The 13631-nt window shown below is 38.8% G+C and carries 12 protein-coding genes and 1 other annotated feature; of the genes, 9 read left to right on the top strand and 3 right to left on the bottom strand.

The window, feature by feature from the left end:
* The first annotated feature begins 393 nt into the window (after nucleotides 1-393).
* From AB3I72_RS13595 to guaB, 9 genes are all read left to right on the top strand, one after another.
* Complete coding sequence (locus AB3I72_RS13595; protein WP_016614337.1) at nucleotides 394-1380, top strand: DUF3114 domain-containing protein; 987 nt, start codon at nucleotides 394-396, stop codon at nucleotides 1378-1380.
* Between the two features lie 247 nt (nucleotides 1381-1627).
* Complete coding sequence (rsmG, locus tag AB3I72_RS13590) at nucleotides 1628-2344, top strand: 16S rRNA (guanine(527)-N(7))-methyltransferase RsmG (RefSeq protein ID WP_002355977.1); 717 nt, start codon at nucleotides 1628-1630, stop codon at nucleotides 2342-2344.
* Nucleotides 2345-2359: 15 nt separating this feature from the next.
* On the top strand, nucleotides 2360-3121 hold the full coding sequence (locus AB3I72_RS13585) for a ParA family protein (protein ID WP_002355976.1): 762 nt from the start codon (nucleotides 2360-2362) through the stop codon (nucleotides 3119-3121).
* Entirely contained in the window at nucleotides 3114-4004 is an 891-nt protein-coding gene (locus AB3I72_RS13580; protein WP_002355975.1) for a ParB/RepB/Spo0J family partition protein, read from the top strand. The genes AB3I72_RS13585 and AB3I72_RS13580 overlap by 8 nt, the downstream gene beginning before the upstream one ends.
* A 117-nt stretch (nucleotides 4005-4121) precedes the next feature.
* Entirely contained in the window at nucleotides 4122-4307 is a 186-nt protein-coding gene (locus tag AB3I72_RS13575; protein WP_002355974.1) for a DUF951 domain-containing protein, read from the top strand.
* Nucleotides 4308-4363: 56 nt separating this feature from the next.
* Complete coding sequence (gene ychF / locus AB3I72_RS13570) at nucleotides 4364-5479, top strand: redox-regulated ATPase YchF (protein WP_002355971.1); 1116 nt, start codon at nucleotides 4364-4366, stop codon at nucleotides 5477-5479.
* Nucleotides 5480-5591: 112 nt separating this feature from the next.
* Complete coding sequence (locus tag AB3I72_RS13565) at nucleotides 5592-6281, top strand: DUF1129 domain-containing protein (RefSeq protein WP_002363563.1); 690 nt, start codon at nucleotides 5592-5594, stop codon at nucleotides 6279-6281.
* A gap of 166 nt (nucleotides 6282-6447) precedes the next feature.
* Nucleotides 6448-8130: a 6-pyruvoyl-tetrahydropterin synthase-related protein gene (locus AB3I72_RS13560; RefSeq protein ID WP_002419194.1), complete on the top strand. Its 1683-nt coding sequence runs from the start codon at nucleotides 6448-6450 to the stop codon at nucleotides 8128-8130.
* A gap of 157 nt (nucleotides 8131-8287) precedes the next feature.
* A complete protein-coding gene (guaB, locus tag AB3I72_RS13555; protein ID WP_002355966.1) occupies nucleotides 8288-9769 on the top strand; it encodes an IMP dehydrogenase in 1482 nt (493 codons plus the stop codon).
* A gap of 211 nt (nucleotides 9770-9980) precedes the next feature.
* Here the strand turns inward: guaB and serS are convergent, their stop codons facing one another.
* From serS to AB3I72_RS13540, 3 genes are all read right to left on the bottom strand, one after another.
* Entirely contained in the window at nucleotides 9981-11252 is a 1272-nt protein-coding gene (gene serS, locus AB3I72_RS13550; protein ID WP_002355965.1) for a serine--tRNA ligase, read from the bottom strand.
* Nucleotides 11253-11339: 87 nt separating this feature from the next.
* Nucleotides 11340-11548 (bottom strand) — a binding site (T-box leader).
* Nucleotides 11549-11586: 38 nt separating this feature from the next.
* Nucleotides 11587-12768, bottom strand: coding sequence for a cell wall metabolism sensor histidine kinase WalK (locus AB3I72_RS13545; protein ID WP_002363566.1), 1182 nt, complete (start codon nucleotides 12766-12768; stop codon nucleotides 11587-11589).
* Entirely contained in the window at nucleotides 12758-13447 is a 690-nt protein-coding gene (locus tag AB3I72_RS13540; protein WP_002355963.1) for a response regulator transcription factor, read from the bottom strand. The genes AB3I72_RS13545 and AB3I72_RS13540 overlap by 11 nt, the downstream gene beginning before the upstream one ends.
* Nucleotides 13448-13631 lie beyond the last annotated feature (184 nt).

The following is a 13631-nucleotide window of genomic DNA, read 5'->3' as shown; positions in this document are numbered from 1 at the left end:
ATCACTCGCTTTTTTTGTTAGATTATCAATTGTTGAATAAATATTCATTATTATGTATATTTATTTTGTGATTTTATGGATATTAAATATATAATATATCGAATGGAGGTAGAAAGTATACAACTTCGCAAAAAAATCTTAATTTCTGAAGAGACTTTTTCAAAATTTTGTTGAAAAGAAGGCGCATTTTTACCATAGTTTCTTCACATTTAACGGCTATTATTTAAACATACCCGATAAACAAAACCCTAACAAAACACTTTTTCATTTTTTAACTCCTCCGCCCGCCCTTCCCCAAAGGGCGGGTTGTTTTTTTTGCGTTAAAGCAGTTGGCATTTTGCGGGGAAAGGATTATCATTATAGAAGAAGTATATAGAAAAAGGCGGCGAGAAGATGGGACGTTGGCAAGAATTACAACAAGCAATGAGTGCTGGTGTAGAGGCGGCGATTGACGCTGGCTGGGACCGCCAAGCTGTTTATGGATTAGTGGAAAGCGCCATAAAAGACACGCGTTTCTTGCCACTTAAGCAAGCGAAAACAGCAGTCGCGGAACTGTTTTCTGAAGTGGAAGAAGTGGGCTCTTCAGCGTATGAGCGATTATTTCGCTTTTCAGCTTATCGTCCGCAAGAAAAGCTCTCGTTACTTTTATGGCAATTAGGTGCAGTGTTGGATCAGCATGGCATGTTGCAATTAGTAGGACCTTATCGTTTCTCGAAGACGATTGCACCGCATGCGACGTTTTGGCACTTACTGGCAAAAACAGTTCAAAAAGCCTATCCGTTAGGTCTTCTTGGGAGCTTTAATCAAGAGAAAGCGAAAAAGATACATCAATTGAGAATGTATATTGATCGTCAAAATATTACGTATATCCGCGATTTTTTTAAACAAGAAGGGGACACCGATGAACAGGCATTAAAACGTTATGTTTTTGCGGCCAAGCCGCAAGGAATGGGCGGGCGAAAACTGAAAAAAAGCTCTGCTCGTTTGCATAACAAATACCCTGAGGGGGCATCTTATTCTTTAATTAATAAGAAACGATTGACGCCTAATTTTCACAGTGAGTTTATTTTGAATGAAGAAGGGACCTTTGTAACCCAGTGGGATGTGTTAGTTGAGGACTGGCGAGGCAGATTAATTAGTAATCCAGCCTATTATCAAGCAGCCAAAAACAGTGAATACCAGGAAAAAGTCTTGAATGGTGAATCGTTTAATTATGCAAATCGGAATAATCGTACCCATGAATTACTAGATAGTTCACCACCAGGGAGATTTGATCATCAATTACGAAAAACAGCCAAAAAAGGTTGGTTAAGTCCCCGTATCCAAGAATACGACTACCGCAGAGAACGACAAATAAAGTGCGATGATTATAGTAAGTAAAACAAGCCAATGTTTCACATGAAACATTGGCTTGTTTTAATCTTAGAGAAAGGCGGTTTTCGTTGCCGCCAATTGAACATTTTGGCCCATGGCTAGAGACTTTTTACCACATAAAAAGGCGGATTTTTCTTTTATCATTCAGGCAAAAGTCTTCCGAAAAGCATTGCAAGAAATTGCTATTTGCGTTAAAGTAGGAAAAGATGATTGTGAAACATTTTTCTGTTTCACAAAAAAGGAAGGAGTCTTTATGCTACCCGAAGAATTTAGACAACTATTAGCCGCAAAAGGCATTGAATTGACAGACCAACAGATGACACAATTTGACCAATATTTCCATTTATTAGTAGAATGGAATGAAAAAATGAATTTAACAGCCATTACAGAAGAAAAAGAAGTTTATTTGAAACATTTCTATGATTCTGTTTCGTTGGCATTCTTTGAAGATTTTGCCAGTGACAAAGCCATTTGTGATGTTGGCGCAGGCGCAGGATTTCCAAGTATTCCTTTGAAAATTGTTTTTCCTTCATTAAATGTCACAATTGTTGACTCTTTAAATAAACGAATTACTTTCCTAACAGAGTTGGTGAATCAACTAGGTTTGGCTAATGTTTCTTTGTATCATGATCGTGCAGAAACATTTGGTCAAAAAGCAGAATTTCGTGGCGCGTTTGATTACGTTACAGCGCGAGCAGTTGCACGGTTGAATGTTTTAAGTGAACTGTGTTTACCCTTAGTTAAAAAAGAAGGCTATTTTTTAGCCTTAAAAGCATCGAAAAGTGAAGAAGAAATTAATGAAGCAAAACCTGCAATCGCTACATTAGGCGGTCAATTTCAAAAAGAAGTTGGTTTTACTTTGCCGATTACGGCAGACGAACGCCACATTGTCGTGATTCAAAAGAAAAAAGAAACCCCTAAAAAATATCCCAGAAAACCTGGATTACCAAATAAACAACCGATTAAATAAGATGGAGGCACACACATGACACGAATTATTTCTGTAGCGAACCAAAAAGGCGGCGTTGGTAAAACAACGACCACTGTAAATTTAGGCGCATGTTTAGCAAACTTAGGCAAAAAAGTCTTACTGATCGACATTGATGCACAAGGAAATGCTACCAGTGGCATGGGTGTCCCTAAACCAGATGTCGCACACGATGTGTATGATGTCCTTGTAAATGAAGAACCAATCACTAGCGTGGTTCAACATACCAGCCGTGAAAATTTAGATATTGTCCCTGCAACTATTCAATTAGCAGGCGCCGAAATTGAATTAACTTCAATGATGGCTCGAGAATCGCGCTTGAAATTAGCAATTGATGAAGTAAGAGACATGTATGATTTCGTTTTAATTGATTGCCCGCCTTCTCTAGGGCATTTAACAATCAATGCTTTTACAGCAAGTGATTCGATTCTAATTCCTGTTCAATGTGAATATTACGCATTAGAAGGCTTGAGTCAATTGCTAAATACGATTCGCTTGGTTCAAAAACATTTTAACCCTGAATTGAAAATTGAAGGGGTCTTGTTAACCATGTACGATGCTCGGACCAATTTAGGTGCCGAAGTCGTGGAAGAAGTCCGTAAATATTTCCGTGAAAAAGTCTATGACACGATTATTCCAAGAAATGTCCGTTTATCCGAAGCACCAAGTCATGGTTTACCAATCATTGACTATGATATTCGCTCAAAAGGTGCCGAAGTGTATCAAGCACTAGCAAAGGAAGTGTTGGAGAATGAATAAAGGCAAAGGTTTAGGCAGAGGCATCGATGCCTTGTTTCAAGATATCGCAAAGCTAGAAGATGTCGACGTTAAGAACGAACAAGTGACAGAAATTCTATTAAACGAACTTCGTCCCAATCCTTACCAACCGCGGAAAACATTTGATGAAACCTCTTTACAAGAACTTGCAAACTCGATTCTACATTCCGGTGTGTTTCAACCGATTATTGTCCGTAAATCGGCAGTTAAAGGCTATGAAATTATTGCAGGTGAGCGTCGGTTCCGGGCTTCTAAATTAGCCGGCAAAGAAAAAATTCCTGCAATTATTCGCGAATTTGATGAAGAATCCATGATGCAAGTTGCTGTTTTGGAAAACTTACAAAGGGAAGATTTAAATCCGCTAGAAGAAGCAGAAGCCTATGAAATGCTAATGAAAAATTTGAAATTAACACAAGCGGAAGTCGCAGAACGTTTAGGAAAAAGTCGCCCGTATATTGCCAATTATTTACGGTTGCTAACCTTACCAGATGCGGTCAAAGCAATGGTTCAAAAACAAAGCATGTCAATGGGTCAAGCACGGACGTTATTAGGCTTGAAGAACAAAGAACAGCTATTACCATTAGCTAATCGTTGTATTAAAGACAATTTAACGGTTCGACAATTAGAACAACTTGTCGCTGAATTAAACGAAACACAAGGCAAAAAGGGCAAAAAAGCGAAAAAAGCCATCAAAGAAAAACCCATTTATATTCGTGAAAGTGAAGACCGTTTAATGGATAAATTTGGGACAACCGTAGCAATTCAAGAAAAAGAAGGCAAAGGAAAAATTGAAATTGAGTACTTGTCCTCTTCGGATTTGGCTAGGATTTTAGATATTTTAGATATTCATTTTGACGAGGAATAAGAAGCAAGGTGAGAAAGTAAGATAGAAAGTCACAAATCCTTTTGCTAGTTTCGTTAAAAAATGGTATTGTAATCATGGTATTTTTATATAAGTAAGAGAAGAAAGAAGGCTTGGAACATGTATGATTTAGGCGATATTGTCGAAATGAAAAAGCCGCATGCTTGCCAAGCAAATCGTTGGCAAATCATTCGCATGGGCGCTGATATCAAAATCAAGTGCACGAATTGCGGGCATATTGTCATGATGCCGCGTCGTGATTTTACTAAAAAATTAAAAAAAGTAATCGAGAAAAAAGCAGACTAATGCTTTGATGCCTCTAATAGAAAAGAGAATAGACTGAGAGAAAGAGTGGAAAACAAATGGCACTAACAGCTGGAATTGTCGGCTTACCAAACGTTGGTAAATCGACCCTATTTAACGCAATTACAAAAGCAGGAGCAGAAGCTGCAAATTATCCCTTTGCAACGATTGATCCGAACGTCGGCATGGTTGAAGTACCAGATGCCCGTTTACAACGCTTGACAGAACTAGTAAAACCGAAAAAAACAGTTCCCACAACGTTTGAATTTACAGACATCGCTGGAATTGTTAAAGGTGCCAGCAAAGGAGAAGGGCTGGGAAATCAGTTTTTAAGTCACATTCGCCAAGTAGATGCGATCTGTCACGTGGTTCGTTGTTTTGATGACGAAAATATCATGCGTGAACAAAATCGGGATGCGGATTTCGTTGATCCTTTAGCAGACATTGATACAATTAATTTAGAGCTAATTTTAGCAGATTTAGATTCAATCAATAAGCGCTATACTCGCGTGGCTAAAATGGCGAAAGCAAAAGATAAAGAAGCGGTGGAAGAATTAGCTGTTTTAGACAAAATTAAACCAGTTTTAGAAGAAGGTTTATCTGCTCGTACGATTGAATTTACGCCAGAAGAAGAGAAAATTGTTAAATCTCTTTTCTTATTAACCACAAAGCCGGTCCTTTATGTAGCAAATGTTTCAGAAGATGAAGTGGCGGATCCAGACAACAACGAGTATGTACAACAAGTTCGTAATTTTGCAACCAGTGAAAATGCGGAAGTAATCGTGGTTAGTGCGCGAGCAGAAGAAGAAATTGCTGAATTGGATTCTGAAGAAGACAAGGCTGAATTTTTAGAAGCAATGGGTATTGAACAATCTGGCTTAGATCAATTGATTCGTGCGGCTTACGATTTGTTAGGCTTAGCTACCTACTTTACAGCTGGTGAACAAGAAGTTCGTGCGTGGACGTTCCGTAAGGGAATCAAGGCACCTCAAGCAGCTGGGATTATCCACAGTGATTTTGAACGAGGCTTCATTCGTGCGGAAACTGTTTCTTATGAAGACCTAGATAAATATGGCAATATGCAAGCTGCCAAAGAAGCGGGCCGTGTTCGTTTAGAAGGAAAAGACTACGTCGTTCAAGATGGCGATGTTATGTTGTTCCGTTTTAACGTTTAAGAAAAGACCCATGCCCAACAAGCAATTTGTTTTGGGCTAAGCCCACATATTTAAGGCCATTCAGCCGTTTAGAAAGAGGTTCCCTCTACATGAGGGTGAGGAGGATACAACTATGGAAGCAGAAGCATTACGAGCAATCGTGGCTGAGAATCGTCAATTAGAACAGAATTTGACTAAAAGAAATGAACAATACATTTTTGACTTAAAAAAATCATTAAAAGCGGCTAATTTATCTGAAGAAGAGCTAGCATTGGCTCTACACGGTATTTTGCCAGAATTAGTAGCCGGTCAAAAAACAGGCAAAACAGCCCGTCAGTTATTTGGCACTGTTTCAGAACGGACGGAAGCAATTTTAAATAAACCAGCAGAAGTCAAAGAACCAGCGGGCTGGATGATTTGGCTCGACAATACCTTACTATTGCTTGGTTTATTAACAATCATGTTAGCGGCGATGTCTCTATTTTCAAAAGGAACCGCACAGCCTCTCGGATTAACCACATATATCTTAGGTGCGATGGCTGGGGGTTATGTTTTCTATCTAATGCACAAATATGTTTACCGTTTTGATCGTCAAGGTGGCGACAAAAGCAAACGTCCTGGTTGGTTAAAAACGACCGCCATTCTATTTGGTGGGATGTTCTTGTGGATTGCAGTTTTCGCCGGTTCAGCGATGCTGCCACCAGTGATCAATCCCATCTTAGATCCGATGATTGCTTTAGTAATCGGTGCGTTAGCCTTTGTAGCACGCTATTTCTTCAAGAAAAAATACAATATTCAAGGTAGTTTCATGACACGTCAATAAACGGCGCGCGCTCAATTGTGAATGCGCTCGGCTGACGCAGAAACTGCAACAAGCAAAGTCGCTCTCTCAATAGAGCGTTTTAACAGTTAAAGCCTGGGGGATTAGTCGAAAAAACTAGTGTCCCAGGCTTCTGTTTTCAGAAGTTTGCTAAAGAAAGGAGCCTCTTATGGGACAACAAGTGAAGTCTTGGTGCCGTCAACACGAGCGGCTACTCATTTTTATTAGTTTTCTCTTATTAAGTGGACTTTCTCTTTATTTTGTCTATTTTCAAGAGAATTTTTTACGAGCAAGTGATTTCCGCTTTCATCAAAATCGGGTGGAAGGTCTCGCATTAGCAATTAAAAACAACGACTGGTTTCCTAAAATCAATTATTTTTTCTTGGGAGGCTATGGCTATGCCTCTAGTTTGTTTTATCCAGATGCGTATCTTTATTTGCCTGCGCTTTTGCGTGTTCTGGGGCTTTCCTTTGTCGCTAGTATGGCGATTTTTGTGTTTGCGGTAAACTTGGCAACATTTAGTCTTACTTATTATGCAGGCCGATTAATGGCGCTCTCTAAAAAAAGAAGCTATCTCTTTGCCATTTTGTATGGCTTATCTATTTACCGCATGCAAGACTTGTTTAATCGCCAAGCGTTAGGAGAATTTTTGGCGCTAAGTTTTTTTCCGTTGGTCTTAGCGAGCCTGTTTTTATTACGAAAGGGAACCACGAAATGTTGGCCGTTGTTAACGCTGGCGATGACTGGGATTGGGTTGGCTCACTTTATTTCTATTGAAATGGTTTCTATTTGGATTGGGTTATACATTCTGTTTTATTGGCAGCAGTTTTTTAAAAAGGAGGTCCTGTGGGCATTAGCGAAGGCTGCAGGTCTGACACTGCTTTGGCTGGCCTTTTATCTTTTACCAGTTGCTGAACAAATGAAAAATCAAGTGTTTAAAGTTACGTCCAATCCACTCACTTATATTTCCGAAAGAAGTTATCCTATTGTTTCTCTTTTCATTAATAGTTTAAAGAGCAGTGTTTTTCACGCGAAAACAGCGAATCTAGGAACCCTTTTGTTTGTGGGGCTTGTTGTAGCAGTGGTTTCGCTTGCCAGCAAAAAAATTCAGAACAAACGGTTTATTGGTTTGACGCTGGTACTCTTATTGATGGTTACCACGCTTTTTCCTTGGCACTTGCTGAACCACACGCCTTTAAATACAATTCAGTTTCCTTGGCGGTTTTTAGGGATTCTTTCTGTAATGCTCGCTTTTTTCATTGCACAAGACGAATGGGGCGTTTTCCGTAAATCTTGGACCGTGGCTTTGTTGGTTTTCCTTGCCATCAGCAATTTAGGCATTTATCAATATCAAAGTATTCAGTCACAACAAGGCCGCCTGTTAACAAAAGCTGAGTATGAGCAGCCAGCCCCTTTTTATATCGGTGCGGGCCATGAATATTTGCCAGATGAAATCAATTATCAGGAATTATTGAAACAGAAAAAACGACCACTTGATTATTCGGCAGAACAAGTAACCATTACAAATGTTAGAATGCCTTATGGGAAAATTTCATTTGACTACCAAGTGGTGAAGCAATCAGCGAAGGTGACCGTTCCTTTTATTTATTACTTAGGCTATCAAGCCACGATTCAAATGAAAAACCAAACGGGCGCTAAAAAAATGAGCCTAACCAATCAAGGAGGCTTAGCCGCTCTTTCTTTATCTGGTACAGGACATGTCGACATCCGTTACCAAAGAACAAAAGTGCAAAAAATAGGGACAATGATTACCTTGCTTTCTGTCGGCGGTTTTGGATTTAGCCGATTTTTACAACAAAAAAAGAAACACAAGATAAAAGAACAACGATGAAAGTAGGACCTTAATTAGGAAGAGTTGAATAAAGGACAAACCGATTTTGGCGTTTTGTCCTTTATTCCTCATTGATTATTTAAACAAATCTAGTTGACTTCCTTAGTATTATCTGTTATTTTCATATATAAAATTAAGTCGAGGAGTGGACAAAAAAATGTCAAATTGGGAAACAAAATTTGCGAAAAAAGGTCTTACATTTGATGATGTGCTATTAATCCCTGCAGAAAGCCATGTCTTACCAAATGATGTAGACATGAGTGTACAATTAGCTAAAAATATCAAGTTAAATATTCCATTGATGAGTGCCAGTATGGATACTGTTACAGATAGTAATATGGCAATTGCGATGGCTCGTCAAGGTGGACTAGGTGTCGTACATAAAAATATGACTGTCGCCCAACAAGCAGACGAAGTACGTAAAGTCAAACGTTCTGAAAGCGGCGTTATCATTGATCCATTCTTTCTAACACCAACAAACTTAGTAGCGGATGCAGAAGAATTAATGAGTCGTTACCGTATTAGCGGTGTGCCAATTGTAGAAACAATGGAAAACCGTAAATTAGTCGGAATTATTACAAACCGTGATATGCGTTTTGTAACGGACTACCAAATCAAAATCGAAGAAGTCATGACAAAAGATCATTTAGTCACTGCGCCAGTTGGCACATCTTTAAAAGATGCAGAAAAAATCTTACAAAAACATAAAATCGAAAAATTACCAATCGTTGATGAAGCAGGTCGCTTAAGTGGCTTAATTACAATTAAAGACATTGAAAAAGTGATTGAATTCCCAAATGCTGCCAAAGACGAACATGGTCGTTTACTTGTGGCGGCAGCAGTCGGTGTCACTAGTGATACGTTCGAACGTGCGGAAGCATTATTAGAAGCAGGTGCGGATGCGATTGTTATCGATACTGCACATGGCCATAGTGCCGGCGTTATTCGCAAAATTAAAGAAATTCGTGAAACGTTCCCTGAAGCAACATTAATTGCTGGTAATGTTGCCACTGCTGAAGCAACCAAAGCATTGTATGATGTCGGCGTTGATGTTGTTAAAGTTGGTATTGGACCTGGTTCAATTTGTACAACACGTGTCGTTGCAGGTGTTGGTGTTCCTCAATTAACAGCGATTTATGATGCTGCTTCTGTGGCTAGAGAATATGGTAAAGCAATTATCGCTGATGGCGGTATTAAATATTCTGGTGATATCGTGAAAGCCTTAGCTGCTGGTGGACACGCTGTAATGCTAGGAAGTATGTTAGCTGGTACTGATGAATCTCCAGGCGAATTTGAAATTTATCAAGGCCGTCGTTTCAAAACTTACCGTGGCATGGGCTCATTGGGCGCAATGGAAAAAGGATCAAGTGATCGCTACTTCCAAGGAAGTGTCAATGAAGCAAACAAATTAGTACCAGAAGGAATTGAAGGACGTGTTGCCTACAAAGGAAGCGTTTCTGATATTGTCTTCCAATTAATCGGTGGCTTGAAATCAGGGATGGGTTACGTCGGTGCAGCGGACCTGAAAGCGTTGCGTGAAGAAGCACAATTTGTTCAAATGAGTGGTAACGGATTGAAAGAATCACATCCACATGACGTTCAAATCACAAAAGAAGCACCAAACTATTCTGTTCAATAAAATAAAAGCTGATTTTTTTAAAATTTAAAAGAGGCAGACGTCATTTCGACGTCTGCCTCTTTTTCTGTAGAATGAAGGATTTGCTTCTGTTTCCGCCGTTTATCAATTTTTAAGCCTGTAACAAAAATCACTTTGGATTTTTGTTACAGGCTCCTTTTCCTATAGAATAAAAGCCGTTATCTGATATCAGACAACGACCTTCATCTTCCCTTTATTTAATAACTGTTAGGTTACCCATGTAAGGAACTAGGACTTCTGGTACAGTCACAGAGCCATCTTCGTTTTGGTAGTTTTCTAAAATAGCAGCGACTGTCCGTCCTACGGCTAAACCAGAACCGTTGAGTGTATGCGCATATTGGACTTTATCATTTTCATCACGGTAACGAATCATCGCACGGCGCGCTTGGAAATCTTCACAGTTTGAGCATGAACTGATTTCACGGTACGTTTCTTGAGCAGGAATCCAAACTTCCAAGTCATAAGTTTTCGCAGCTGAGAAGCCCATGTCACCTGTTGAAAGAGCCATGACACGGTAAGGTAATCCCAGTTTTTGCAGAATTTCTTCGGCATTATTCGTCATTTTTTCTAATTCCTCATAAGAATGCTCTGCATCACTAAATTTAACCATTTCGACTTTATTAAATTGGTGTAAACGAATTAACCCACGTGTGTCACGACCAGCGCTACCAGCTTCAGAACGGAAAGAAGGGCTCAAGGCCGTAAAGTAAATCGGTAAATCCTTGCCATCTAAAATTTCATTGTTGTAGTAATTGGTTAAAGGGACTTCCGCCGTTGGAATTAACGTTAAATCCGTATCTTGTAATTGGAAGACATCTTCTTTAAATTTAGGAAATTGGCCAGTCCCGAACATGGCGGTGTCATTAACGATATAAGGCGTAATCATTTCTGTATAGCCATGTTCATAAACATGTAAATCTAACATGAAGTTGTATAACGCACGTTCTAAGCGAGCACCTAAGCCTTTGTAATAAACAAAACGGCTACCAGCTACTTTGGCACCACGTTCAAAATCTAGAATGCCTAAGTTTTCAGCGACTTCCCAGTGTGGTTTTGGTTCAAAAGCAAAAGTTCTTGGTTCACTCCAACGACGTACTTCTACATTTTCTTCTTCACCAGCACCAACAGGCACAGAATCATCTGGCAAGTTCGGTAAAGTAGTTGTGATCCCACGTAGCTCTTCGTCAATAGCGTTAATTTCTGCATCTAACGCTTTAATATTGCCGCCGACTTCTTTCATTTCCGCGATTTTGGCCGTTGCATCTTCTTTGTTCCGTTTTAATTGAGCAATTTCAGCAGACACATCATTCCGGTATTTTTTCATTTCTTCGACTTTGACTAATAAATCACGGCGACTTTCATCTAAACGCAGAAATTCCACTAAGATTTCTTCTTTCACGCCACGGGTTTGTAGCTTTGCTTTTACTTCGTCAAAATTTTGACGCATCATTTTTACATCTAACATATTTTTTCCTCCTTAAAATTAGTACATAATCAATAATAACTGTTGTAGAAAACAACAAAAAAGCCATCTCACCCCAAAAATAAATATTCTTGGGACGAAATGACTGGAAATCTCGCGGTACCACCCAAGTTCAGTAATGTTACTGCCCTTGATTTGCAGATAACGGCTGCAGACCGTTCCAACTTATTTCGCTGGACACCTGGAAGAGACGGACTTCTTTATAGATGAATGTTTGCTCGCACCCCCGCAAACTCTCTGGAATTCAGTGCCATAAATACTTTTTCTCTTAGTTTTCTCTTTTCTATAGAATACCGAAAAAGTTCAGGGATGTCAATTAACTCTCTGATTTCTTATTGGTACGCTGTAAGGGTAGATGAATAATAAAGGAGGTCCACTTTTGATCAGACTTCGCATAAATATATCCACCATGTAAAGCGACAATACTTTGTGCAATAGCCAGACCTAAACCAGTACCACCCGTTTCTTGTGATCGGGATTCTTCGACACGATAGAAGCGGTCAAACAACTGATCTAAAGAATGTTTAGGGATAGCTGGTCCATCATTGCGAACAGCAATAATTGCTTCGGTGCCGACTTTGTCTACTTCCATCACAATATGATGGCCGCCTTTGCCATATTTCAAAGCGTTTGAAAGAAGGTTGTTAAAGACTCGGACTAGTTTTTCCGTATCGCCTTCCATCATTAAAGAAGCTGGATTGGCTTTTACTTGGATTTGCATATTAATCTTTTTCGCTTCCAATTCAAAATCGGCAGCAAGCTGTTCAATTAATTGTGCCATATCAAAAGTCGTCGTATGAATCGGTACACTTGGTTGACGGACTTTTGTATATTCAAAAAGATCATCAACTAATAATTTCATTTGTTTCGCTTTGACGTAAGCGGTATGCGTATATTTCAGTAAATCTTCTTGGCTATGAAATTGACGATCTTCAATCAATCCCAGATAACCAATAATAGAAGTTAACGGTGTTCGAATATCATGACTGACATTCGTAATTAATTCATCTTTTGATTTTTCAATTCGCCGTTCATCTTCAATGGCTGCGACAGTACTATCCACTAGACCGTTAATACTCGTCACGACTTTTGCTAAATCACCACTTAATTCAAACGGAATGCGGTGATTGTAATTACCATCAGCGATGTAATGTAACTCACTGATAATATGACGCAATTGCATTTGATGGTAGCGACGAATTAAGCGCCAATAGAGAACAGCTGCATCTACTAAAAAGAAAATGGGTAAGACAAATTTATTCCAGCTCCAAAACAAATCAGTATTTAATTCTTTAGCGACCGCATCCTTAGTGGCCCAGATGACACCAGCTAAGGGCGAGTTTTCACTAAGTAGTTGTCCTAAAAGGAACATAATTGAGACATTTAATAGTAGTAATAAAACAATTGTCACAATTGCTTCTGCTAATAACTCGCTGATTTCTTTAGAAGTTAAGGTAATTCGTTTTTGTTTTTCAATCTTTTTAGGTTTAACGAGCATCGATTTTATATCCAACTCCCCACACTGTTTGAATGACTTTTTCTCCACCAGTTGCTTCTTCAATCTTATCTCTTAAATGACTGACGTGAACCATCACGGTTTTAGCAGAAACAATACTTTCTTGTTGCCACACACGCTCAAAAATTTCATCCGCACTAAACACACGATTTGGATGACTAGCTAATAGATAGAGGATACCAAACTCAAGAGCAGTTAATTGAATTTCTTTTCCTTCTATTGTTTTGACTTCGTGAGAGTCCTTATTAATCATTAATGGGCCGACTTCTAATTCATCGGGTTCTTCTTTGGTTAATTGCATTTGGCTTCTACGTAAAATAGACTTCACCCGAGCCATTACTTCTAAAGGATTAAAAGGCTTGGTGACATAATCGTCTGCACCAGCAACTAAGCCTTTGATTTTATCCATATCGGTTGTTTTTGCTGTTAACATAATAATTGGAATTTGCGATTCTTTTCGAAGTTCTTTCACTACTTCCATTCCATCCATGATTGGCATCATAATGTCCAAGATTAATAAATCGATATCTGGTGTTGTGTGCAATTTGGATAATGCTTCTTTTCCATCATAAGCTTTCACGACTTCGTATCCTTCATTATGAATATAAATACTCAATAGTTCTACAATTTCTTTATCATCATCTGCAACTAAAATTTTCATAAGCGTTCATTTCCTCCATATATAAAAAAATCTCTTTTCCATATTTTAACAAATAATTGCTAAAAAGGACAAAATCCTTGATATATTACGATAAATTTAGAAGATTTTGCTAAAAGTTAATAAACTATAGCCAAAAAAGGATGAAAGGGGGTAAAAAACGAACGAAAATACCTAGACCAATCAT

This window comes from Enterococcus sp. GC34, assembly GCF_040886645.1.
Classification (GTDB): domain Bacteria; phylum Bacillota; class Bacilli; order Lactobacillales; family Enterococcaceae; genus Enterococcus; species Enterococcus faecalis.
The sequence above is the reverse complement of the archived record's forward strand: the minus strand, read 5'-3'. Positions and strand labels throughout refer to the sequence as shown.